This is a genomic window from Rhodanobacter sp. sgz306013, from assembly GCF_057031145.1.
Genome location: NZ_JBXCIJ010000002.1, coordinates 917,406 through 939,152 on the forward strand (window position 1 = coordinate 917,406; position 21,747 = coordinate 939,152).

Consider the following 21,747-nt stretch of genomic DNA (forward strand, 5'->3'; position numbering starts at 1 on the left):
TCCTGGCCCGCACTCGGTGCGCAACCGCGTAGCGGCTGCGAGGGGCAGCGGGCTTGGCGTCGGGGGCGTTGTGTGTGATGGGGTCTTCTATCGGCCAGGAGCGGACAGTCAGCGCTTGAGTTGAGCGGCGGCGCAGCCGTCCGTCTCGAATGAGATGTTAGACCGCTGCCGACGCATATGGCGTGCTGGCGTTGTATTGCAACAGATCCCAGCGGTTGCCATAGAGATCCTCGAACACTGCCACGGTGCCATAGGTTGCCTCACTTGGAGGCCGCACGAACGTGACACCTGCCGCAACCATTCGATGGTAGTCGCGCCAGAAATCGTCGGTTTGCAGAAAGAGGAATACGCGACCACCAGCCTGATTGCCAACAAATGCCTCCTGACCCGGCGCGGAAGCCCGGGCCAAAAGCAACGACGCGCCTGATGAACCCGGCGGTGAAACAACTACCCAGCGTTTGTTCTGCTCCGGTTGATACGTGTCTTCCACGACGCGAAAGCCAAGCCTGCTGACGTAGAAATCGAGTGCTTCGTCATAGTCACGGACCACGAGCGCGATGTGTGCGATTGATTGCTGCATGGAGTTGAGACTTCTTGAGGGCTTAAGATTTGGGATAAGGGGCAGCGCCAGGCTTACCAGATGACGCCTTCGCAGTTGAAGGATTAGAGGTCAGTTTCGCAATAAACCGACCCATGTGCGGATCGGTGCGCCCAAGAGGCACCTGGGCAAACGGATACCAGCGAACACCTGAAAATTCGCTTTTGTCGAACTTGAGAGGTTGCTTTTGGCTCGCGAGAACGACATACCAAAGGGAAACATCAATGTGCCCAGCAGTGAGACCGACAGTAGGTGTGCATGTGACCATGACGGGTGCTTGAACTGGATGCGGGCATGAGAAGCCAAGTTATTCTTCTAGCTCGCGCATCACTGTTGTCCGTGGGTGTTCTTGAGGTTCGACATGGCCGCCGGTTGGCAGCCAAAGTTGCGCATTCTTGTGGTCGACGAGAAGAATGGTTTGCCCATCAATTACAGCAAAGTAGGACACGAGGTGCTTGGGCGGCGTGGCTGGTTTCGCAAGCCTGAACAACTCTGCACCTGAATCGAACCGCTTGAATGCGTCAGTCTGGTGTTTACGTTCGATCTCATCGAACGGTTTTATGAGCTTAATCTCGGCGCGTATCTGATCGTGCATTTGAGGTCTAACTATTGAATATTTGGACGCGCTCGTTCGGTTATACATCCCGGGTGGCGCAACGAGATCCCTGCACAAATCATTGTTCTTGCTGAAGCTTATCTCTGCCACGTCCGGCTAACAACAGAACGCAAAGCCGGACAGAGAGGCTCGGTCTTGGAACGGCGGCTTTGGGTCGGAAGCGGCCATTTCGCGCATGCGGGTGCACGAACTATCGTGCAAGCAGAGCCCACGTCCAGTAGGCCGCGATAGCCAGCTGCACGACAAAGAAGGAAAAGCGAACGTTGATGGCGAAAACGCTCAAGGACATGAGATGAGTGATTGATTGGGTGATGCGGGCAAGTAGAAGCCACGGAGCCAGCGTATCGGTGAGCCCAGTACGGGCAGTCGCGATGGCTACAAGAAGAAGGCCGCCCATGACAGGAAGGCTCTCGATGCAGTTGGCATGCGCACGCGCCAGCCGTTGCAAAAATGGTGAGAGGTTCGCGTTGTCCGGCTTGAACTCATTGGAGTTGGCCTGTCCCGTGACGACCAGGTAAGCGCGGATGCTCTCCATGAGAACGAGCAAGAAGAGCGCCCATGCAATGAAAAGCGTCAGTACCAAGGCAGATGTGCTCATCAATAAGCTCTCCTGGGTGTTTTGCGGATGGAGATGCCTCACCAAATTGCAGAAAGGCCTCCGTTCGAATGATCAGAGAAGCATGTCCGCTATGGGTCGAAAGCGGGAATCCCCCAACTTTCGGAAACCTGATCATATTCCCCAATGTGCCCGATCAGCGTAGATCGTCTGACTGGTCCCTCCGCATCAACGAATCGGCACCTGACCCATCAAGGCAACCCCAGCACCGCTCGTGCGCCGGCCCGGAACCGCCGGCTCAAATCCAGCCGCGTCCCATCGCGCAGCACGATCTCGGCGTTGCCGTTGAACAGGGGGTGCACTTCGCGGATGCGGTCCACGTTGACGATCACGCCGCGGTGGATGCGCAGGAAGCGGGCGGGGTCGAGCGTGGCGAGCAGGTGGCTCAGGGTTTCGCGGTGCAGGTAGCGGCTGCCGTCGGCGTGGATCTGCACGTAGTTGCCGTCGGCGCGGATCCAGTCGATGGCGTCGACCGCGACCACCCGGATGTGCTCGCCCACGCGCACGCTGATGCGCTGCAGGTAGGCGGCGTGCGCTGACGTCGCCGCGGGCGACTGCAGGCCGTACCAGTGCCGGCGTACGCGCTCCAGCGCCTGGTCGAAGCGGGCCTGGTCGATGGGCTTGAGCACGTAGTCCAGCGCGCCGGCGTCGAAGGCGCGCAGCGCGTGCTGGCCGTAGGCGGTGGTGAACACCACCATCGGCAACGACTGCGGCTGGAGCTGGTGCAGCAGCTTGAAGCCATCCATGCCCGGCATGCGGATGTCGAGGAACAGCAGCTCGGGCGCCAGCGCCTGGATCGCCTGCTGCGCCTCGGCGGCGTTGCCGCATTCGCCGACGATGTCCACATCGGGGTGCGCGGCCAGCGCCTGGCGCAGCGCGAGGCGCGCCAGCACCTCGTCGTCCACCAGCAGGGCGCGGATGGATGGCGCGCTCATGCGGCGAGCTCGCGGAAGGGCAGGCGCAGTTCCACCCGCGTGCCGCCGCCGTCGCGGGGTAGCAGCTCCATGCGGGCGTCGGCGCCGAACAGCATCGCCAGCCGGGCGCGGGTGTTGGTCAGGCCGATGCCTTCGCTGGCGCCGTCGGACGGCAGGCCGAGGCCGTCGTCGTCCACGCGCAGCACCAGCTCGTCGCCGTCGCGCTGGCCGATCACCTGCAGGCTGCCGGGTTCGGCCTTGGCCAGCAGCCCGTGGCGCAGAGCGTTCTCCACCAGCGGCTGCAGGATCAGGTTCGGCACGGCGGCGCGCAGCGCGTCGTCGGCCACCTCCAGCCGCGTGCTGAGCCGGTCCTGGAAGCGCACCTGCTGGATGTCGAGGTAGCAGCGCAGGAATTCCAGCTCGCGCGCCAGCGGCACCTGCGGCGCGTGGCGTTCCTCCAGCGTGAGGCGCAGGAAGTCGCTGAGGCGGGCGATCATCAGCCGCGCCTGCAGCGGATCGGCCAGCGCCAGCGCGGAGATCGCATTGAGCGTGTTGAACAGGAAGTGCGGCTGCAGCTGCATGCGCAGCGCCTGCAGCTGCGCCTGCGCCAGCTGCGATTCCAGCAGGGCGCTGCGCAACTGCTCGTCGCGCAGCCGGCGGCGAGACTCCAGCCCGCGCAGTGCCGCCAGCACGATCCAGTAGGTGAGCACCGCCAGGTGGTAGCTGTAGGCGAATTCCATGCGCAGGTACTGGCCCAGCGTGTGCACCGGCATGCGGCCGGGGCCGCACAGGAACCAGAACAGCACGAGGTGCGCGAGCATCTGCGCCAGCCCCACTGCCAGCGAGGCCGGTATGTGCACGGCGCAGAAGCGCCGCCAGCCGCGCCCCGCGGTCCGGCGCCCCAGCCGGCCCAGCAGCGGCACCAGCGCCATCCACAGCCAGAAATTGCCGAGGTTCCAGGCCAGGTTGCGCAGCCAGTTCGGCGGATCGCCCTCGCTGATCGAGGACAGCGCCCCGCTGAGCGCATAGGACAGCGCCAGCAGCGTCCAGAACCCGAACGCCAGGGCCAGCGTCTTCAGGCGTTGGGAACGGGCTTGGTCGGTCACGCGCTCCTCCCGGTCATCGGCCGCCGATGAACCGGCGGGCCACCACCGCAGTGTGCGGTGGCGACGGAGCGCTGAACAGTGCTGGAGGACAGGTGTGCGCCGGTGCCGGACGCGGGCGGGCGACGCGTCCATGGGGCCTCAGCGTGACGCCGTGTGCTGCCGCAGCCAGGGCGCGAGCGACAGGCGGTGGACGCGGTGGTCCGGTCCGCTGAAATACAGCGTGCGCAGGTCCGGATCGAGGCGTGCTTCGATGCCTTCCGTGGCGAGCGGCACCGGCGTGCCCCAGCCGCCGCCGGCGGCGAACGCCACAAACAGGCCGCTGCTGCCCGCCGGTGTCGGCGCGCGGTCCGAACTGAACACGATGAAGGACTGGTCGGGCGCCACCGCCGGGTCGTAGTCGCCCGTCACGCCGTCGCTGAACGACAGCGGCTCGGGCGGCTGGAATCGGCCGCCAGTGCGGCGGCTGACGTAGAGCCGTGTATGACGGGTTTGCGGATCGGGGTGGGTGAAGTAGACGCTGCCGTCCGCGGCCACCGCGGGCGAATACGTCGCCGTGCTGACGTTGACGGGATCGGGCAGGCGCACCGGCACGCCCCACCTGCCGTCCTTGAAATCCACGCGCCACAGGTTGCCGCCGCGGCCCGGGTGCGGTTTCCCGCCCCAATAGCCGTCCAGCGGCTTGCCGCCTGGCGCGGCGGGGCGGTTGGAGATGAAGATCAGGTACGAGCCGTCCGGCGCCATCGTCGGTTCGAAATCCATCCATGCGCCCGAAAACGGCGCGCGCCGCGCGGTCGACCAGGCGCCATCGTGCCAATGGGCGACATAGAGGCGCCGCGTCGATCCGCTTCCGTGCGCGAACACAACGGTGCGCCGGTCGGGAGTGAACGTGGGGTCGGCGTCGCCCAGCGCACCCCATGGCGTGGCGGCGGATGCGTCCTTTGGCGGGGCCGTGGCCGCGTGGGCGGGCGTGGCGGGAGTGGTCGCCCACAGGGCGAGCGCGAGGGACAAGGCCGGCATCAGGTTTGCGGATCGCATGCGTGGCTTCCAGCGATGGAGTGAATGCGCCGCGTGGCAGGCCAACGGGCGCCGCGGGTGTTGGGCACTCAGGGGTCGATGTGCCGGTGCGCGTCCAGCCACGGCGCCAGCGACACCTGCCAGATGTGGTCGTGGCCGCTGCTCCACGACGCGCCCGCCGCCGCGCCGGCGGCACGGCGGTCGCTGTAGAAGTACAGCGTGCGATGGTCGGGGCCGAGCTGGGCACCCATGTTCTCCGTGCCGCCGTTGACCGTGTCGCCGAGATCCTGCGGTGCGCTCCAGCCGTCGGGCGTGCGGAACGCGATGGCGAGGCGGTAGGGCTGCTGCGCGGCGTGCTTGATGCTGACCACGATGAACGAGCCGTCGGGCGCGACGGCGGGATCGCGGATCGTCGCGCCCGCATCGCCCAGCGCCACCGCACGGGGCGTCGCGTAGTGGCCGTCGCGATACGTCGCATGCAGCAGGGTGAAGTCGCCCTGGGGCCCGTTGCAGCCGATGAAGTAGAGGCTGCCGTCGGCGGCGATGCTCGGGGCGCCGACCAGGGAGCAGAGGTTGACGGTATCGGGCAACCGCACAGGAGCGCTCCAATGGTCGCCCTGCCGCTCCACCCGCCACAGGTTCATGCCGTGTCCGACGTAGCGCTTGCCGGCATGCAGCCCGTCGAGTGCTGCACCGCCCGGCGTGGACGGGCGGTTGGAGGCGAACAGCAGGTAGGAACCGTCCGGCGCCATCGCCGGGTCGAGGTCGCGCCAGCGCCCGGAGAAAGGCGCCGGCGTCGGCGCCGACCAGCCGCCATCGCGGCGATGCGATTCCATCAGCGTCGAACCGTCGCGGCTGCCGCGCATGAAGTAGACGGTGTTGCCGTCCGGCGTGAAGGCGGCGGCGCCGTCGTCGGCGGCGCCGGGGATGGCCTGCGGCGCGAAGATCGCGGCGGCGGCCGCGGCAGGTGCGCCTTGGCTGCCTGCGGGGGTGGCCAAGGCCAGCCACAAGGTGAGGGTCATCGGAAAAGACATGGCGGATCACTCCTGCGTCAGGGTCGTGCAAAGGCGGGACGGGCGTGGCACGGCATCCTTCCTCAGTGGCGATGCGTCGCCCGTGTGCAGCGCGCGCTGTCGCCCAACCGCCACGCGGCGTTGCCGTTCCGGTAGGTGTAGGTCACGCGGTAGGCGTCGTCGCCGAGGCGCTGGAACGCGAACCGGTCGAGATAGCCGCTCGTTGCGATGTTCTCCAGCGTGAGCGCGTCGCCGACCCAGCCGGACGAGGTGTAGCGCCGCGCGCCGCCGAAGTTGTCGAACACGGTCACGCTGAAACGCTTTGCGGCCTTGTCGTAGCCCCACCACGAATCCGCGAGGTAGCGGTTCGGCGGGGCGTCCGCGTGCCGCATGCGCAGCCACTGGCCGCCGAGTTCGACGCTGAAGCTCTCGCGGGAGCGGACCGGCTTGCCGTTGGCGAACTGGCCGGCGCACTGCCAGTCGCCGGCGAAGTACGCCAGCGGCGCCAGCGCATCGGCGCCCGCCGTCTTTGTCGGCAGCGCGGCGATGGCCGGCGTGGCGGCGGCGAACAGCGTGAACAGCATCGGCAAGGGCATGGCGGGTTCCGGGGATGGCGGGCGGTATCCGGCATCGCATGCTCGTGCGGTTGCGATGCCGCGTCGCCGCGGCGATGACGGGCGGCGCCTGCGCGTGACGAGCGGCGGTTCCGCGAGGATGGGCGGCGCCGGCGCCATCCCGCGCATCGTCGCGACCGCTTGCCGCCGCGCGGCGACCGCCCGTCACCCGCGCGCCGCCATCCGTCATCGCGTGGCTGCGGGCCGGCGGCGCCGGGTGCAACGTGCCGGCGTCAATCCCGACCGGAGCAAGTCATGCGCAAACTGCATATCCCGCTGCTGCTGGCCGCCTGCGCGGTGGCCCTGGGCACGAACGCCGCCGACCGCGGCGTGGACGAAACCGCGCACACCGCCGCCGCGGTGAAGGCCGTGGACCAGCACTGGCTGGAGGCCGAGGAGAGCGGCGATGCCGCGTGGCTGGAAGGCATGCTGTTACCGGGCTACCGCTCGGTGGGCGTGGCCGGCACCTTCGCGACCAAGCAGGCCATCGTGGCGCATGCCGTGAAGAACCGCGGCTCGGACGAGATGAAGCGCAAGGCGGACGCGTGGCAGGCGGCGCACCCGGTGGACCAGCAGGTGACGTTGCAGGGCGACACCGCGATCCTCAGCTTCGTCAGCAGCACGCCGGCGACGAAAGGCAAGCTGTATTCCTCGGACGTGTTCGTCTATGTCGACGGTCGCTGGCGCGCGCTGTATTCGGCGCATACCGGACTCGGCAAGGACTGAGCGCCGCGCCGCCCGCCCGTCATGCGGCATCTGCCTGGCGGGCGGGCGCCCGTGTCAGGAGAGCGCGATCTCCGCCTCGTTCGCGATGTACGGCACGTAGCGGAAGTCACGGATGCGGGTGACCTGTCCGCCGCACATGTCCAGCGCGATGAAGTAACCGGGGCGGGCGTCCAGCGGGTGGCGGAATACGGCGACCACCTCCCTGCCGGCCAGCCAGGCCGGGACCAGGCGCCAGTCGGCGAACCGGTCGTAGTTGGCGAAATAGACGCCGACGTCGCGGCGCCCCTCGCGTTGCGAGCGCGTCACCAGGTCCAGCCGCACGTCGTCGCTGAGCAGGGCGCGCACGCCATCCCAGTCGCGGGCGTTGAATAGCGCCGCGTAGCGGGCGACCGCTGGCGACGGCGCGCGCGACCCTGCGGCGGGGGGCGCGTCCGCCGCGCCGCCGGCGTCGCGCAGGCGGGCACGCCCGCGATGCAGCGCGGCCTTGATCGCCGGCAGGCTCAGTTCGAGCAGGGCGGTGATCTCGTCCAGCGAGTGGCCGAGTACATCCTTGAGGATCACGCAGCTGCGCGGCACCGGCGCCAGTTGCATGAAGCGCGACACGGCATGGAACACCGCCTGCTCGCGGGCCAGGCTGTCTTCCGGATCGGGCCCGCCGTCGGGCATCTCGTCGATGGTGTCGTCGAGCGGCTCGCTCATGCGGCGGTCGTAGCGGCGCAAATGGTCGATGGCGCGGTGGTGGGCGATGCGGAACAGCCACGGGCGCAGCGCGGGCATGCGCGGCAGGTCGGGCAGCAGATAGTAGGCGCGCGCCAGCGTGTCCTGCACGATGTCCTCGCCTTCGACCACCGAGCCGGTCATGCGCGCGCAGTAGCGGTGCAGCTCCGGGCGCAGGTCGGCGACCAGCGCCAGGAACTGCCGGCGGCTTTCGTGCAGGCCGAGCAGGCCGGCGTCCTGTTCTTCCATCACGCGGCCACGTCGTCGAGCGAGGCGATGCCGTGATCGCCCTTGAGGCCGAAGGCGGTACCGGCCGCATGGCGGGGATCGGTGAGGATGGCGACCACATGCTCGCCGAACTGCCGGGGCGGCATCGGCTTGCCGAAACGGGCGAGGAAGCCCTCGGCCGAGATGCCCAGGCGCCTGGCGTACGCCTCGGCTACCTCGCGGCCGCGCGCGGTCTCGCCCACCACCTGCTGCGGCACCAGCACCTGGAAGCGGATGTCCCGGCCGAGCCGCTCGGCCGCGTCGTTCGCGTAATGGGCCATGAGCCAGAGCATGCGCTTGGCGCCCGCGTAGCCGCCACTGAGCGGCGAACCGTTCACGGCGGCGCCGCTGGAGCCCACCAGCACGCGGCTGCCGGGGGCCAGCGGCAGGCGCAGCGCGGCCTGGATCCAGTGCAGGCCCGCTTTCACATCGACGTTCCAGACATCGTCGAAGTCCTCCCACTTCTGTTCGTGAATCGGCGCCAGCGGCGGCTGGCTGCCGGCGTTCAGCACGACCACGTCGGGCCGCAGGCGTTCGAGCACGGCCAGCGGAAGCTCCGGGTCGGCGATGTCGCCGACGATCGTGTCGACGCCCAGCCGCTCGCGGGTCGCGGCCAGGTGCGCGGGGTCGCGGGCGAGTACGGTGACGCGTGCGCGGCGTTCGACCAGGGCCTCGACCAGGCCCAGGCCCAGGCCGCTGTTGCCGCCGGTGACGAGAATTTTCTGATCGGCGAGTGTCTGCATGGCGAATCGCTCCAGTGGAAAACATCGGCCCGATGGCGGGTCCGGTGCTCATGACGATTCACGCGGGCAAAAGGATGCGCGGGCGCGGCGCGGCCGGAGGCCGCATGCCGGCCCGCGGCAGCGCTCAGCCGTGCGGCGGGAGGGCGCCGGGATCCATCCACATCACTTCCCAGATGTGGCCGTCCGGGTCCTCGAAACTGCGGCCGTACATGAAGCCGTGGTCCTGTACCGGCGTGGGGTCCGCCGTGCCGCCGGCGGCGCGCGCCCGGTCGACCAGGGCGGACACCTCGTCGCGGCTGTCCGCCGACAGGCACAGCAGCACCTGCGCGTCCGCGTGCGCGTCGACGATCCGCTTGCTGGTGAACTGGCGCCACTTGTCGTGGGTGAGCAGCATCGCGTGGATGGTGTCGGAGAACACCATGCATGCCGCGGTGTCGTCGGTGAAGGCGGGGTTGTTGGCCGCGCCGACGGCCTCGTAGAACGCCATCGATCGCTTCAGGTCGGTTACCGGCAGATTGACGAAGATCAGCTTGCTCATGCTTTTTTCCTGGGTGCGCCGCGGCAGGATGGCCGCGGTGTCTTGCCGACGAACCGGCCGGCTGCAAATCGACAGTCGCCGCCAACGGCGTCTCGACGTGAGGCGGAGCGGACGGCCCGCTGGGCTGCGCGTGTCGCGCAGCGCACGGGCCCGGCGAGTTGCGGCGCGTGGCGACTGGCGGGGGCGCGCGTCACCACGCGATGCGCTGGCCGTCGCGCAGCAGCGCCCCGTTGACGCCAGGCTCGGGCAGGCAGGCGGCGGCCACGATGCCGGCGGCGCCGCGTTCCACCGGGCCGCCGCCCGGGCCGCCTAGCCCGGTGGCGACCCAGCCGGGGCAGACCGCGTTGACCAGGATGCCGCTGCCGGCCAGTTCGGCGGCGAGCGCGCGGGTGTAGGCGTTGAGCGCGGCCTTGGACACGCGGTAGGCGGGGTAGCCGATCGCGTCGGGCGCCATGCTGCCGGCGCAGCCGCTGGTGACATTGACGATGCGGCCGTAGCGGTGGCGACGCATCAGCGGCAGCAACGCGCTGCACAGTTGCCAGGCGCCGAGCAGGTTCGTCTCCAGTGCCGCGCGCACGTCGTCGGGCGTGGCGCTCTCGGTGCGCGCCTCGCGGTCGGCGTGGCCGCCGGCGTTGTTCACCAGCACGTCGAGGCGGCCATGCTCGCGTTCGATCCAGCCGGCGAGCTCGGCGATCTGCGCGGCGTCGGTGACGTCGAGCGGCACGGCGGCCGCGTCGCCACCGATCCGTTTCGCGGCCTGCCGGCCCTTGGCGAGGTCGCGCGTGCCCAGCAGCACGCTGCAGCCGCGCGCGGCGAGCTGGCGCGCCACCTCGAAACCCAGCCCGCGGTTGGCGCCGGTGACCAGGGCCACGCGATGCACGGGCGGGTCGGCCGGCGCGCCCATTGCCGCCCGCTGGCGCGCCGTGCTCATGGCACCGCGGCTACCGGGGTGGCGACCGGCGCGCAACGCGCGTCGTCGCCGCAGGCCTGCCAGCCGCCGCCCAGCGCCTTGTACAGCGCCACCGCGCGGGTATCGATCGCGGCCTGCGCCTGGGCCAGCGCGTCGTCCGCGGCGAGCTGCACGCGTTCGGCGTCGAGCAGTTCCAGATAGCCGGTGGCGCCCTGTTCGTAGCGCACCTTGGCCAGCGCGGCGGCCCGGCGGCTCTGCCGCGCCTGCGCCATCAGGTGCTCGACGCGGTCGTGCTGCAGGTTGTAGCCCACCACGGCGTTGTCGACGTCCTCGACCGCCTCCAGCACGGTGCGCTGGTAGTTCGCCTGCGCCGCGTCGGCGCGCGCCTCGGCGGCGTGCAGACTGGCGCGCACGCGCTGCACGTTGAGGCCGTTCCAGGTGATGCTGGGCGCGATCGACCACGCGCGGGTGGACGGACTGCCGAAGTCGTTGCTGCGCCCGGCGAGGAAGCCGAGGAAGCCGCCCAGCGAGAAGTGCGGGAAGAAATCCGCCTTGGCCACGCCGATGCGCGCGTTGGCGGCGGCGTATTCGCGTTCGGCGATGCGCACGTCGGGGCGGCGCGCCAGCACGTCGCCGGCGGCGCCGATCGGCAGCACCGCATCGATCGGCTTGAACGTCTTCGGCGAGACGTCGATGTCGAGCGCGCCGGGTTGTTCGCCCAGCAGCACGGCGAGGCGGTACGCGTCGGCATGCGCCTGCATGTCGAGCAGCGGCAGCTGCGCCTCCGTCGCGCTCAACTGCGCCGCGGCGCTGGCCACGTCCTGGTCCGAGGCGGTGCCCACCTCGGCGCGGGCACGGATCAGCTTCAGCGTGTCCTGCTGGTTGGCGATGTCACGGCGGGCGATGTCCTGCCGCTGCTGGATGCCGCGCAGGTCGAAGTAGTTGCGCGCCACCTCGGCGAACAGGCTCACCTGCGCATCCTGCAGGGCGGCCTCGCTGGCGCCGAGGTCGGCGTGCGCGGCTTCCACCGAACGGCGCACCCCGCCGAACACGTCGATCTCCCAGCTGGCGTCGAAGCCGGCCTGGTAGGCGGTCACCGTATTGCGCTGCGGGCCGAGGCCGGGCGTCTGCTCGCGGCTGCGGGTGTACGAGGCGCCTGCCTGGATGTCCGGCAGGTACTGCGACTTCGCGCCGCCGAGCAGGGCGCGCGATTCGGCGAGGCGCGCCACCGCGATGCGCAGGTCGAGGTTGTTCGCCGCGGCGCGCTGGATCAGCGCGTCCAGGGTGGGATCGCCGAACTGCTTCCACCACTGCGCCTGGAATTGCGCGGCGTTTTCGCGCGCCGCGTCCACGCCCTGCAGTTGCAGGGTGGGCGGGGCCGGCTTGTGGTAGTCGGGCCCCACGCTGGCGCAACCGGCCAGCGCGAGGGCGGCGAACAGGGCGGTACTACGGAGCAGGTGCTTCATCTCAATGGCCCTCCAGCGCCGGCAGTGCATTCGCCTGCGCGTGCTTGCGCGCTTCGCGACGCTCCACCAGGGCGCGGATCACGACGTAGAACAGCGGGGTGTAGAGCAGACCGAAGATCGTCACGCCGAGCATGCCGGAGAACACCGCCACGCCCATCGCGTGGCGCATCTCCGCGCCCGCGCCGTGCGAGGTCACCAGCGGCACCACGCCCATGATGAAGGCGATCGAGGTCATCAGGATCGGCCGCAACCGCAGCCGCGCCGCCTCCAGCACCGCCTCGTGGCGGCTCATGCCTTCGAGCTGGCGTTCGCGGGCGAACTCCACGATCAGGATCGCGTTCTTGCAGGCGAGGCCCACCAGCACGATCAGGCCGATCTGGGTGAAGATGTTGTTGTCGCCGCCCGACAGCCACACGCCGGCGATCGCGGACAGCAGCACCATCGGCACGATCAGGATCACCGCCAGCGGCAGCGACCAGCTCTCGTACAGCGAAGACAGCACCAGGAACACCAGCAGCACGCACAGCGGGAACACCAGCACCGCGGTGTTGCCGGCCAGGATCTGCTGGTAGGTGAGGTCGGTCCACTCGAAGCTCATGCCGTTCGGCAGCACCTGACGCGCCAGCTTCTCCATCTCCGCCTGCGCCTGGCCCGAGCTGTACCCCGGCGCTGGGCCGCCGTTGATCTCGGCGGTGGGATAGCCGTTGTAGTGCTGCACGCGGTCCGGGCCGGCGCCGTGCGCCACGGTGACGAAGGAACCCAGCGGCACCATCTCGCCCTTCGCGTTGCGCGTCTTCAGCTGGCTGATGTCCGCGAGATCACTGCGGAACTGCGGCTCGGCCGACAGGTTCACCTGGTAGGTGCGGCCGAAGCGGTTGAAGTCGTTGACGTAGAGCGAGCCCAGGTAGGCCTGCATGGTCTGGTAGACATCGCCCAGGTTCACGCCCTCGGCCTTGGCCTTGGCGCGGTCTACGTTCACTTCCACCTGCGGCACGTTGACCTGGAAGCTGGAGAACAGGCCGGCCAGCGCGGGGTCCTTGCGGCCCGCCGCGATCAGGTTCTGGGTCTGCTGGTACAGCTCGTCGAAGCCGACCTGGCCGCGGTCCTCGACCTGCAGGCGGAAGCCGCCGATCGTGCCCAGGCCCATCACCGGCGGCGGCGGGAACACCGCGATGTAGGCGTCCTGGATGGCCGCGAACTTCGCGTTCAGCGCGCCGGCGATCGCGCCCGCGGAGAGGTCCGCGCTGCGCCGCTCTTCGAACGGCTTCAGCGTGACGAACACGATGCCGGCGTTGGTCGAGTTGGTGAAGCCGTTCACCGAGAGGCCGGGGAAGGCCACCGCGCTCTGCACGCCGGGCTGCTTCAGCGCGATCGCACTCATCTGCTTGATCACGTCCTCGGTGCGGTCCAGCGAGGCGGCGTCGGGCAGCTGCGCGAACGACACCAGGTACTGCTTGTCCTGGGTCGGCACGAAGCCGGTGGGCACGTGCCAGAAGCCGAACGCGGTGAGCGCGATCAGGCCGCCGTACACCACCAGCGCGGCGCCGCCCTTGCCCTGCATGCGGCGCGTACCGGCCACGTAGCGCTCCGCGCCGCGCTGGAACAGGCGGTTGAACGGGCGGAACAGCCAGCCGAACAGGCGGTCGATGGCGCGGGTGAGGCGGTCCTTCGGCGCGCCGTGCGGCAGCAGCAGGATCGCCGCCAGCGCCGGGCTCAGGGTCAGCGAGTTGAACGCCGAGATCACCGTGGAGATCGCGATGGTCAGCGCGAACTGGCGATAGAACTCACCGGTGAGGCCGCTGATGAAGGCGGTGGGGATGAACACCGCGCACAGCACCAGCGCGGTGGCCACGATCGGCCCGGTGACCTCGTGCATCGCCTTGCGGGTAGCCTCCTTCGGCGACTGCCCCAGCTCGATGTGGCGCTCCACGTTCTCCACCACCACGATGGCGTCGTCGACCACGATGCCGATCGCCAGCACCATGCCGAACAGGCTCAGCGCATTGAGCGAGAAGCCGACCAGGTACATCACCGCGAAGGTGCCGATCAGCGATACCGGCACCGCGATCAGCGGAATCACGGACGCGCGCCAGGTCTGCAGGAACAGGATCACCACCAGCACCACCAGCAGGATCGCCTCCAGCAAGGTGTGCGCCACCGCCTCGATCGAGCCGCGCACGAACACGGTCGGGTCGTAGACGATGTGGTAGTCGATGCCCTGCGGGAACTCCTTCTTCAGCCGCGCCATGGTGGCGCGCACTTCGTCGGAGATCTGGATGGCATTGGAGCCGGGCCGCGCGAAGATCGGGATCGCCACCGCCGGCTGGTTGTCCAGCAGGCTGCGCAGCGCGTACTGGTTCGAGCCCAGCTCCACCCGCGCCACGTCGCCCAGGTGCACCGTGGCGCCGTCGGCATCGGTGCGCAGCACGATATTGCGGAAGTCGTCGACCGTGCTCAGCCGGCCCTGCGTGTTGATGTTGAGCTGGAAGTCGGCGGTGCCGCGCACCGGCGGCGCGTTCAGCGCGCCGGCCGCCACCTGCACGTTCTGTTCGCGGATCGCGTTGGCCACGTCGCCGGTGGTGAGGCCGCGCTGGGCCAGCTTGTCCGGGTTCAGCCACACGCGCATCGAATACTCGCCGGCGCCGAAGATCTGCACGTCGCCCACGCCGTTCAGGCGGCCCAGCACGTCCTTCACGTGCAGCCGCGCGAAGTTCGACAGGTACAGCATGTCGTAGCGTTTGTCGGGCGAGGTGAGGTGCACCACCATGGTGAGGTCGGGCGAGCTCTTCTGCGTGGTCACGCCGAGCCGCTGCACTTCCTCGGGCAGGCGCGGCAGCGCCTGCGCCACGCGGTTCTGCACTTCCACCTGGGCCTCGTTGAGGTTGGTGCCCAGCGCGAACGTCACGGTGAGCGTCATCACGCCGTCGCTGGTGGCCTGCGAGGAGGTGTAGAGCATGCCCTCCACGCCGTTGATCTGGGTTTCCAGCGGCGTGGCGACGGTCTCGGCGATCACCTTGGGGTTGGCGCCGGGGTAGTTGGCGCGCACCACCACGGTGGGCGGCACCACTTCGGGGTATTCGCTGATCGGCAGCTGGAACACCGCGATGCTGCCGGTGATCACGAACAGCAGCGACAGCACGGCGGCCATGATCGGCCGGTCGACGAAAAACTGGGCGATGTTTTTCATGGTTTGTCTCGATGACTCCAGGATGCCGACCCCCTCACCCCTCCGAGGAGAGGGTTGGGGTGAGGGGGCGGGGCTTGCCTACGCGCTCGGGCTTCGGCAATGCGCTTTTCGGGTTTCGATAGGTAGGGAGAGCCTTCGCAGGATTGGGCTCTGACCTCAATCCTGTTTCTCGCTCCTCAACGCAGGGCCATCCATGGTCCTTCTCCGCGTCCCGGCGGGGAGAAGAAGAAGGACGGGCTCAGCCTTGCGGCTTGCGCTTGGGCGGTGAGGTCATCGCGGTGCGCGAATCGTCAGGGCCACCCGCCTCGACCACCGCCTTGTCCCGCGCGTCCAGGCGGTAGTCCATCGCCACCTGCTGCGGGTTCACCTCGGCGCCGGGGCGCACGCGCTGCAGGCCGTTCACCACGACGACGTCCCCGGGTGCGAGGCCGCTGTCGATCACGCGCAGGCCGTGGAACAGCGCGCCGGTGCTGACCTTGCGGTACTGCACCTTGTGCTGGGCGTCGACCACGTAGACGAACTGGTTGCCCAGGTCGGTGCCCACCGCGCGGTCGTCGATCAGCAGGCGCGGCTGCGGCCGGCCGCTCTGCAGGCGGATGCGCGCGTACAGGCCAGGGGTGAACAGGCCGTCCTTGTTGTCGAAGACCGCGCGCAGCCGCATCGTGCCGGAGTCGGTGTTCAGCTGGTTGTCGACGAAATCGATGCGGCCGGCGTGCGGATAGCCGCTCTCGTCGGACAGCTCCATCGACGCCGCGATGCGCGGACTGCGGCCGTCCTGCGTCGCGCCGGCGCGCAGGTGGTCGAGCTTGAGCCAGGTGTGCTCGTCCACGTCGAAGTACACGTAGACCGGGTTCATCGACACCACGCTGGTCAGCACGTCGCTGCTGCCGACCAGGTTGCCGGGGGTGATGTGCACGTTGCTCACGCGGCCGTCGATCGGCGCGCGCACCTCGGTGAAGCCGAGGTTGAGCTTGGCGGTGGCCAGCGCGGCATCGGCGGCGGCCAGCGTGGCGCGCGCGCTCTGCGCCGCGGTGTCGAGTCGGTCGGCCTCCTCCTGCGCGATTGCATGCTGGTCAAGCAGGCGATGGCCGCGCTGGGCGTTGGCCTGGGCCAGGCCCAGCTCGGCCAGCGCCTGGGTGCGGTTGGCGGCCAGCCTGTCCACCTCGGCCTGGAACGGGCGCGGGTCGATGCGGAACAGCACGTCGCCTTTGTGCACCAGGGCGCCTTCCTTGAACGCCACCGAGTCCACGTAGCCGCCCACGCGTGGGCGTACCTGCACGCTGTCCACGGCCCGCACCCGGCCGGTGAAGTCGGCGCTGTTGCTCACCGGGCGCAGCAGGGCGCGGGCCACGGTCACTTCCGGCAGGGCGCCGCCGGCGCCGGCGGCTTGGGCGTGGCTGCTGCCGTGGCCGCCCACGAGGGCCCAGCTGCCGGCGATCGCCACCACGACGAGGCCGGCCAGGATCAGTTTCTTCTTCATTTTTGCGCTCCCTGGGTGGGGTCGTGCGGCGTTGCAGCACGATGGGGGAGGCGAATAATAGGTATACCAATGGGTACAGAAAAGCCCTAATTTGTGAACTCCACTAGTGACATCCAGTCACGAATGACGACACAATGACGGGCATGGAAGATTTCTCGGCAATATCGAGCTTCGTCCGCGTGGTGGAAGCCCGCAGCTTCGCGGCAGCCGCCGTGCAGCTGGGCATGACGCCGTCGGGCGTCAGCCGCGCGGTGTCGCGGCTGGAGGAACAGATCGGCGTGCGCCTGCTGTTCCGCAGCACGCGGGCGCTGCGACTCACCGACGACGGCGAGTCATTCTACCAGCGCTGCAAGGCGATCCTGGCCGACCTGGGCGAAGCGGTGGATGCGCTGAACTATGCGCGCACCAAGCCCAGCGGCAAGCTGCGCGTGGCGGTGAACGTGTCGGTGGGGCGCGCCGCGCTGATCCCCAACCTCGCCGATTTCGAGGCGAAATACCCGGACATCCGGCTCGAACTGTCGATGAGCGACCGCAACATCGGCCTGATCGAGGAAGGCATCGACTGCGCGATCCGCATGGGCGAGTTGGAGGATTCCAACCTGATCGCGCGCAAGCTGGGCTACTTCAGCAATGTGCTGTGCGCCGCGCCGGCCTACCTGGAGCGCCACGGCACGCCGGTCAGCATCGAGGACCTGAAGCAGCATCGCTGCATCAACTACGTCTACCCCACCAGCGGTCGCGCCTACCAGTGGCAGTTCGACACCCCGGACGGCCGCGTTGCGCTGGACGTGGACGCCCACCTGCTGATCAACGACGGCGAGTCGGTGATCCAGGCGGCCATGGCGGGCCTGGGCATCATCCAGATCCCGCACTGGCTGGCCGCCAGCGCGATCGGTTACGGCAAGCTCAAGGTGATCATGGAGGACACCATCTCCACCGGCTCGCCGGTATGGCTGGTCTACCCGCAGAAGAAACACCTGTCCGCGCGCGTGCAGGCCTTCCTGGAATGGGTGCACGCGCTGTTCGAGCGCACCAACCTGCCGGCCTGCCGGATGCTGTCCTGCGGGAAGGCGCCGGACGGCGCTCAGGCGCCCGGCATCAGCAGCAGCAAGGCCGCGCCCAGCGCGATGCGGTAGACCGCGAAGACGGTATAGCGGTGCGTGCGGATGTAGCCGAGCAGCCACTTCACCGCGATGAAGGCGACGATCAGCGAGACCACGAAGCCGACGATCAGCGCGTTCCAGTCCTCGTGCGCGGCGCCGCCGCCCCTCCATACCTTCAGCAGCTCGTAGCCGGTGGCCGCGTACATGGTGGGGATGCCCACCAGGAACGCGAACTCCGTGGCCGCCGCGCGGTTGCTGGTACCGAACAGCATCGCGGCGAAGATCGTCGCGCCGGAACGCGAAGTGCCAGGGAACACGCCCGCCACCATCTGCGCGATGCCCACCAGGATCGCCACCCGCCACGTCACTTCAGTGTGGTCCGCCTGCTTCGCCGCCAGCGCCTCCGCGCCTATCATCCAGAAGCCGCCGATCACCAGCGCCCAGGCGATCGGCGTCACCGTCTCCGGCAGCTTGAAGCCGTAGTGCGTGACGACCAGGCCCAGCACGCAGGTGATCAGGAAAGCCACCGTCAGCTTGGCCAGGTAGTCGCGCGTGGCCGGCTCACGCCACTGTGTCAGCAGCTGCCAGATGCGCTTCCAGTACACCAGGGTGATCGCCAGGATCGCGCCGGCCTGGATGCCCACGTTGAACAGGTCCGAGCGTGCGCCCAGCCAGTGCTCGGCGATCAGCAGGTGGCCGGTGGAGGAAATCGGCAGGAACTCGGTGATGCCCTCGATGATGCCAAGCAGGATGACGTGGAGGAGATCGGTCACGTGTGCACTCGTCGGTACGGGGCGAGCGCCACCATGGCGACCGCGCAGCGGCACAGCTTAGAGCCTGTTCCATGTCGCCACATAGCCCGCGTTGCCTTGCCGTGGCCGTCAGGTGACAGCGAGTGGTGCAGCGCCTGCCTGACTGGCAGGTCAAGCCGCGCTGCCGCACGGCGGCCACGGCAAGGCAACCCCTGCACCTATAAATTTCGGGGCCGGGTCTGTTTGCCCGCATGCCCGCGTCATCACTCAGGCGTGGACCCACGTCCACTCCTCGCTCCTCCACGCGGAAAGAGCACATGGATGTGCTTGGCTTTAGGGAGCGAGGAAGGCCGAGTCCATCCATGGACTCTCCCCGCGTGCTTTCGTTCTTCCTTGGCTTGTCGGCAAACAGCTCCCGGCGCGGGCCATGCGGAGACATGGAATAGGCTCTTGAGCATTCCGAATGGCGATTCGAAGGCGAATCCCTTGCGCAAGTACAAGGATGGCCGCGTGTTTCATGTTGGTGCAAAAAAAGGGGGTGAATGCACCATGGTGGCGTGTATCATGCGATCGGCAAGGCGCGCCGGCTCGCCAAGTCCATGAATTCACGCGGAATGCACGGCTTGGCATCGACCTTGCTCAGTCCAGCGCATCCATTCCCTCCGTTCCCGCCCACCCTCGCCGAGGTTCCGCCATGACCGCCCAGAAAGTGCTCGACCTGATCGTTGAACACGAGGTCGAGTTCGTCGACTTCCGTTTTGCCGACATGCTCGGCAAGCACCACCACGTCACTTTCCCGGCGCACGCCATCGACGAGTCGACCTTCGAGGACGGCAAGATGTTCGACGGCTCCTCGATCACCGGCTGGAAGGGCATCAACGAGTCGGACATGATCCTGATGCCCGATCCGGACACCGCCTACCTCGACCCGTTCAGTCAGCACACCCAGCTGGTGGTGCATTGCGACGTGCTGGAGCCCAGCACCATGCAGGCCTATGGCCGCGATCCGCGTTCGATCGCCAAGCGCGCCGAGGCCTATCTGAAGTCCACCGGCGTCGCCGACACTGCCTTCTTCGGGCCGGAGCCGGAGTTCTTCATTTTCGACTCGATCCGCTGGCAGAACGACATGGGCCGCGTGTTCTACGAGATCGAATCCAACGAGGCCGCCTGGAGCACCCGCTTCAAGTACGAAGACGGCAACATGGGGCACCGTCCGGCGGTGAAGGGCGGCTACTTCCCGGTGTCGCCGGTGGACACGCTGGGCGACCTGCGCGCCGACATGTGCAAGGTGCTGGAGTCGCTGGGCCAGACGGTCGAAGTGCACCACCACGAGGTGGCGAACGCCGGCCAGTGCGAGATCGGCGTCAAGTTCAACACCCTGGTGAAGAAGGCCGACGAGCTGATCACCATGAAGTACGTGGTGAAGAACGTGGCGCACCAGAACGGCAAGACCGTCACCTTCATGCCCAAGCCCATCGTGGGCGACAACGGCAGCGGCATGCACGTGCACCAGTCGCTCTCGAAGAACGGCGAGAACCTGTTCGCCGGCGACCTGTACGGCGGCCTCAGCCAGACCGCGCTGTGGTACATCGGCGGCATCTTCAAGCACGCCAAGGCGATCAACGCGTTCGCCAACTCCACCACCAACAGCTACAAGCGCCTGGTGCCGGGCTTCGAGGCGCCGGTGATGCTGGCCTACTCGGCGCGCAACCGCTCGGCGAGCTGCCGCATCCCGTACGTGGCCAGCCCGAAGGGCCGCCGCATCGAGGTGCGCTTCCCCGACCCGATGCAGTCGGGCTACCTCACCTTCACCGCGCTGATGATGGCCGGCCTGGACGGCATCATGAACAAGATCGACCCGGGCGCGCCGTCGGACAAGGACCTGTACGACCTGCCGCCGGAAGAAGAGAAGAACATCCCGCAGGTCTGCTCCAGCCTCGACCAGGCGCTGGAAGCGCTGGACAAGGACCGCGACTTCCTCAAGGCCGGCGGCGTGTTCACCGACGACTTCATCGACGCCTACATCGAGGTGAAGATGCAGGAAGTCACCCGCTACCGCGCCAGCACGCACCCGCTGGAATTCCAGATGTACTACGCGCTGTAATTCGCGGCCTGAGGCAGCAAGGCAACGGGCGCCACGGCGCCCGTTGCCGTTTCCGCAACCGCAGGCACGGGTTCAGGAGGCCGCCTGCGTGCACCGGCCGATCACGAAGGCATCGGGGATCCGGCCGGTGCCGCCGGGACGGGTGACGTGCCGCAGGGTGAGTCAGGGCGTGATCCTCGCGCCGTGGTCGATTTCGGTGACGCTTTCTAAGATCTGGCGGGATGGATCTCCCCGACGCCTGTGCCAGGCTGGTGCCGGCGACGCCATCACGACGTGGATGCGGGCGGCCGCGTAGCGTCGCCGCCACGGAGGCAGCCCATGACTACCCCGATGCCGACAATCTTCTTCGGCCACGGCAACCCGATGAACGCGCTGCACGACAATGCCTGGAGCCGGGGCTGGGCGGCGATCGGCCAGCGCTTGCCGCGACGGCCGCGCGCGGTGCTGTCGGTGTCCGCGCACTGGTACCTGCCGGGCACCGCGCTCACCGCGATGGCGACGCCGCGTGCCATCCACGATTTCGGCGGTTTCCCGCGCGAGTTGTTCGAGGTGCAATACCCCGCCCCGGGCGACCTCGACCTGGTGCGCCGCGTGCGCGAACTGCTGGAGCCGCTGGAGGTGCGCGCGGACCTGTCGTGGGGACTGGACCACGGCACCTGGTCGGTGTTGCGCCACGTGTTCCCGGCCGCCGACGTGCCGGTGGTGCAACTGTCCATCGACGAGACGCAACCGCCGGCCTTCCACTACGGGCTGGGCCGCCGGCTGCGCCCGCTGCGCAATGAGGACGTGCTCGTGATCGGCAGCGGCGACGTGGTGCACAACCTGCACAGCTACGCCTGGGGGCGGCACCCGGCCGAGCCGCTCGACTGGGCGCAGCGCTTCGAGGCGCAGGCGCGTGAGCTGATCGTGCGGGGCGACCACGCGGCGCTGACCGATTACGCCGCGCTCGGCCGCGACGCCGAGCTTTCCATCCCCACGCCGGAACACTACCTGCCGCTGCTGTACGTGCTCGGCGCCAGCGACGCGGGCGAGGCGGTGAGCTTCCCGGTCGAGGGCATGGACGGCGGCTCGATCTCGATGCTGAGCGTGCAGTTCGGTTGAACGCCGCCAGCGGCGGCCCGGACCAGCACGCCGAAGACGTCGAGCCGGTGCCTGACCGCGACCATCGCACCGCTGACGGCGAACACGAAGGTGCCGCCAAGATCCAGCACGAGCAGCAGGACGTGAAGCATCGCCTGGCTGGCCATGGCCTGGTGTTCCATG

The 21,747-nt window shown here is 68.5% G+C and carries 21 protein-coding genes; 4 read left to right on the plus strand and 17 right to left on the minus strand.

Translation table 11 applies throughout. From position 1 onward, the window contains the following. Positions 1 to 157 precede the first annotated feature (157 nt). The 8 genes from AC2EWF_RS09020 to AC2EWF_RS09055 form a co-directional block, all read right to left on the minus strand. Complete coding sequence (locus AC2EWF_RS09020; RefSeq protein WP_483639021.1) at positions 158 to 580, minus strand: VOC family protein; 423 nt, start codon at positions 578 to 580, stop codon at positions 158 to 160. A 325-nt stretch (positions 581 to 905) separates the two neighbouring features. Next, positions 906 to 1,193, minus strand: a complete 288-nt coding sequence (locus AC2EWF_RS09025; RefSeq protein ID WP_483639022.1) for an NUDIX domain-containing protein — start codon at positions 1,191 to 1,193, stop codon at positions 906 to 908. A gap of 211 nt (positions 1,194 to 1,404) precedes the next feature. Further along, positions 1,405 to 1,812: an MAPEG family protein gene (locus AC2EWF_RS09030; RefSeq protein ID WP_483639023.1), complete on the minus strand. Its 408-nt coding sequence runs from the start codon at positions 1,810 to 1,812 to the stop codon at positions 1,405 to 1,407. 209 nt (positions 1,813 to 2,021) lie between these two features. Next, positions 2,022 to 2,765, minus strand: a complete 744-nt coding sequence (locus tag AC2EWF_RS09035) for a LytR/AlgR family response regulator transcription factor (RefSeq protein ID WP_483639024.1) — start codon at positions 2,763 to 2,765, stop codon at positions 2,022 to 2,024. Then, positions 2,762 to 3,850, minus strand: coding sequence for a sensor histidine kinase (locus tag AC2EWF_RS09040; RefSeq protein WP_483639025.1), 1,089 nt, complete (start codon positions 3,848 to 3,850; stop codon positions 2,762 to 2,764). Before AC2EWF_RS09040 ends, AC2EWF_RS09035 begins: the two co-directional genes overlap by 4 nt. 138 nt (positions 3,851 to 3,988) lie before the next feature. Then, positions 3,989 to 4,885: a TolB family protein gene (locus tag AC2EWF_RS09045; RefSeq protein ID WP_483639026.1), complete on the minus strand. Its 897-nt coding sequence runs from the start codon at positions 4,883 to 4,885 to the stop codon at positions 3,989 to 3,991. Positions 4,886 to 4,953: 68 nt separating this feature from the next. Beyond that, the gene (locus AC2EWF_RS09050) at positions 4,954 to 5,898 is read right to left on the minus strand and encodes a TolB-like translocation protein (RefSeq protein WP_483639027.1); all 945 of its coding nucleotides are present in this window, start codon (positions 5,896 to 5,898) and stop codon (positions 4,954 to 4,956) included. A gap of 62 nt (positions 5,899 to 5,960) precedes the next feature. Continuing rightward, on the minus strand, positions 5,961 to 6,473 hold the full coding sequence (locus tag AC2EWF_RS09055) for a hypothetical protein (protein ID WP_483639028.1): 513 nt from the start codon (positions 6,471 to 6,473) through the stop codon (positions 5,961 to 5,963). Positions 6,474 to 6,746: 273 nt separating this feature from the next. Here AC2EWF_RS09055 and AC2EWF_RS09060 point away from each other — a divergent pair, with 273 nt between their 5' ends. Further along, positions 6,747 to 7,217, plus strand: coding sequence for a nuclear transport factor 2 family protein (locus tag AC2EWF_RS09060; RefSeq protein WP_483639029.1), 471 nt, complete (start codon positions 6,747 to 6,749; stop codon positions 7,215 to 7,217). A gap of 54 nt (positions 7,218 to 7,271) precedes the next feature. Here the strand turns inward: AC2EWF_RS09060 and AC2EWF_RS09065 are convergent, their stop codons facing one another. From AC2EWF_RS09065 to AC2EWF_RS09095, 7 genes are all read right to left on the minus strand, one after another. Further along, positions 7,272 to 8,183 (minus strand): sigma-70 family RNA polymerase sigma factor, encoded by a 912-nt coding sequence (locus AC2EWF_RS09065; RefSeq protein WP_483639030.1) that lies wholly within the window; start codon positions 8,181 to 8,183, stop codon positions 7,272 to 7,274. Beyond that, on the minus strand, positions 8,183 to 8,944 hold the full coding sequence (locus AC2EWF_RS09070) for an SDR family NAD(P)-dependent oxidoreductase (protein ID WP_483639031.1): 762 nt from the start codon (positions 8,942 to 8,944) through the stop codon (positions 8,183 to 8,185). Before AC2EWF_RS09070 ends, AC2EWF_RS09065 begins: the two co-directional genes overlap by 1 nt. A gap of 124 nt (positions 8,945 to 9,068) precedes the next feature. After that, on the minus strand, positions 9,069 to 9,482 hold the full coding sequence (locus AC2EWF_RS09075; protein ID WP_483639032.1) for a VOC family protein: 414 nt from the start codon (positions 9,480 to 9,482) through the stop codon (positions 9,069 to 9,071). A 190-nt stretch (positions 9,483 to 9,672) separates the two neighbouring features. Next, positions 9,673 to 10,413, minus strand: a complete 741-nt coding sequence (locus AC2EWF_RS09080; protein ID WP_483639033.1) for an SDR family NAD(P)-dependent oxidoreductase — start codon at positions 10,411 to 10,413, stop codon at positions 9,673 to 9,675. Further along, entirely contained in the window at positions 10,410 to 11,858 is a 1,449-nt protein-coding gene (locus AC2EWF_RS09085; protein WP_483639034.1) for an efflux transporter outer membrane subunit, read from the minus strand. Before AC2EWF_RS09085 ends, AC2EWF_RS09080 begins: the two co-directional genes overlap by 4 nt. 1 nt (position 11,859) lies before the next feature. Next, positions 11,860 to 15,045 carry an efflux RND transporter permease subunit gene (locus AC2EWF_RS09090; RefSeq protein ID WP_483639035.1) on the minus strand — a complete coding sequence of 1,062 codons (3,186 nt, stop codon included), beginning with the start codon at positions 15,043 to 15,045 and terminating at the stop codon, positions 11,860 to 11,862. A 238-nt stretch (positions 15,046 to 15,283) separates the two neighbouring features. Then, positions 15,284 to 16,525 carry an efflux RND transporter periplasmic adaptor subunit gene (locus AC2EWF_RS09095; protein WP_483639036.1) on the minus strand — a complete coding sequence of 414 codons (1,242 nt, stop codon included), beginning with the start codon at positions 16,523 to 16,525 and terminating at the stop codon, positions 15,284 to 15,286. Positions 16,526 to 16,668: 143 nt separating this feature from the next. On the opposite strand from AC2EWF_RS09095, the gene AC2EWF_RS09100 reads away from it, so the two are divergent. Further along, the gene (locus AC2EWF_RS09100) at positions 16,669 to 17,661 is read left to right on the plus strand and encodes a LysR family transcriptional regulator (RefSeq protein ID WP_483639037.1); all 993 of its coding nucleotides are present in this window, start codon (positions 16,669 to 16,671) and stop codon (positions 17,659 to 17,661) included. On the opposite strand, the gene AC2EWF_RS09105 is transcribed toward AC2EWF_RS09100, so the two are convergent. Beyond that, on the minus strand, positions 17,610 to 18,401 hold the full coding sequence (locus AC2EWF_RS09105) for an undecaprenyl-diphosphate phosphatase (protein ID WP_483639038.1): 792 nt from the start codon (positions 18,399 to 18,401) through the stop codon (positions 17,610 to 17,612). The two genes, AC2EWF_RS09100 and AC2EWF_RS09105, sit on opposite strands and share 52 nt — an antisense overlap. A gap of 673 nt (positions 18,402 to 19,074) precedes the next feature. Between AC2EWF_RS09105 and glnA the strand changes: the two genes are divergently transcribed. Beyond that, positions 19,075 to 20,484 carry a type I glutamate--ammonia ligase gene (glnA, locus tag AC2EWF_RS09110; RefSeq protein WP_483639039.1) on the plus strand — a complete coding sequence of 470 codons (1,410 nt, stop codon included), beginning with the start codon at positions 19,075 to 19,077 and terminating at the stop codon, positions 20,482 to 20,484. Between the two features lie 318 nt (positions 20,485 to 20,802). Continuing rightward, positions 20,803 to 21,585 (plus strand): 4,5-DOPA-extradiol-dioxygenase, encoded by a 783-nt coding sequence (gene ygiD / locus AC2EWF_RS09115; RefSeq protein WP_483639040.1) that lies wholly within the window; start codon positions 20,803 to 20,805, stop codon positions 21,583 to 21,585. Here the strand turns inward: ygiD and AC2EWF_RS09120 are convergent. After that, positions 21,471 to 21,746, minus strand: a complete 276-nt coding sequence (locus tag AC2EWF_RS09120; protein WP_483639041.1) for a TRIC cation channel family protein — start codon at positions 21,744 to 21,746, stop codon at positions 21,471 to 21,473. The two genes, ygiD and AC2EWF_RS09120, sit on opposite strands and share 115 nt — an antisense overlap. Position 21,747 lies beyond the last annotated feature (1 nt).

Bases quoted from the DNA above. Each gene is read 5' to 3' on its own strand.
- AC2EWF_RS09020 (WP_483639021.1), bottom strand. From the start codon at position 580: ATGCAGCAATCAATCGCACACATCGCGCTCGTGGTCCGTGACTATGAC.
- AC2EWF_RS09025 (WP_483639022.1), bottom strand. From the start codon at position 1,193: ATGCACGATCAGATACGCGCCGAGATTAAGCTCATAAAACCGTTCGAT.
- AC2EWF_RS09030 (WP_483639023.1), bottom strand. From the start codon at position 1,812: ATGAGCACATCTGCCTTGGTACTGACGCTTTTCATTGCATGGGCGCTC.
- AC2EWF_RS09035 (WP_483639024.1), bottom strand. From the start codon at position 2,765: ATGAGCGCGCCATCCATCCGCGCCCTGCTGGTGGACGACGAGGTGCTG.
- AC2EWF_RS09045 (WP_483639026.1), bottom strand. From the start codon at position 4,885: ATGCGATCCGCAAACCTGATGCCGGCCTTGTCCCTCGCGCTCGCCCTG.
- AC2EWF_RS09050 (WP_483639027.1), bottom strand. From the start codon at position 5,898: ATGTCTTTTCCGATGACCCTCACCTTGTGGCTGGCCTTGGCCACCCCC.
- AC2EWF_RS09055 (WP_483639028.1), bottom strand. From the start codon at position 6,473: ATGCCCTTGCCGATGCTGTTCACGCTGTTCGCCGCCGCCACGCCGGCC.
- AC2EWF_RS09060 (WP_483639029.1), top strand. From the start codon at position 6,747: ATGCGCAAACTGCATATCCCGCTGCTGCTGGCCGCCTGCGCGGTGGCC.
- AC2EWF_RS09065 (WP_483639030.1), bottom strand. From the start codon at position 8,183: ATGGAAGAACAGGACGCCGGCCTGCTCGGCCTGCACGAAAGCCGCCGG.
- AC2EWF_RS09070 (WP_483639031.1), bottom strand. From the start codon at position 8,944: ATGCAGACACTCGCCGATCAGAAAATTCTCGTCACCGGCGGCAACAGC.
- AC2EWF_RS09075 (WP_483639032.1), bottom strand. From the start codon at position 9,482: ATGAGCAAGCTGATCTTCGTCAATCTGCCGGTAACCGACCTGAAGCGA.
- AC2EWF_RS09080 (WP_483639033.1), bottom strand. From the start codon at position 10,413: ATGAGCACGGCGCGCCAGCGGGCGGCAATGGGCGCGCCGGCCGACCCG.
- AC2EWF_RS09085 (WP_483639034.1), bottom strand. From the start codon at position 11,858: ATGAAGCACCTGCTCCGTAGTACCGCCCTGTTCGCCGCCCTCGCGCTG.
- AC2EWF_RS09090 (WP_483639035.1), bottom strand. From the start codon at position 15,045: ATGAAAAACATCGCCCAGTTTTTCGTCGACCGGCCGATCATGGCCGCC.
- AC2EWF_RS09095 (WP_483639036.1), bottom strand. From the start codon at position 16,525: ATGAAGAAGAAACTGATCCTGGCCGGCCTCGTCGTGGTGGCGATCGCC.
- AC2EWF_RS09100 (WP_483639037.1), top strand. From the start codon at position 16,669: ATGGAAGATTTCTCGGCAATATCGAGCTTCGTCCGCGTGGTGGAAGCC.
- glnA (WP_483639039.1), top strand. From the start codon at position 19,075: ATGACCGCCCAGAAAGTGCTCGACCTGATCGTTGAACACGAGGTCGAG.
- ygiD (WP_483639040.1), top strand. From the start codon at position 20,803: ATGACTACCCCGATGCCGACAATCTTCTTCGGCCACGGCAACCCGATG.
- AC2EWF_RS09120 (WP_483639041.1), bottom strand. From the start codon at position 21,746: ATGGAACACCAGGCCATGGCCAGCCAGGCGATGCTTCACGTCCTGCTG.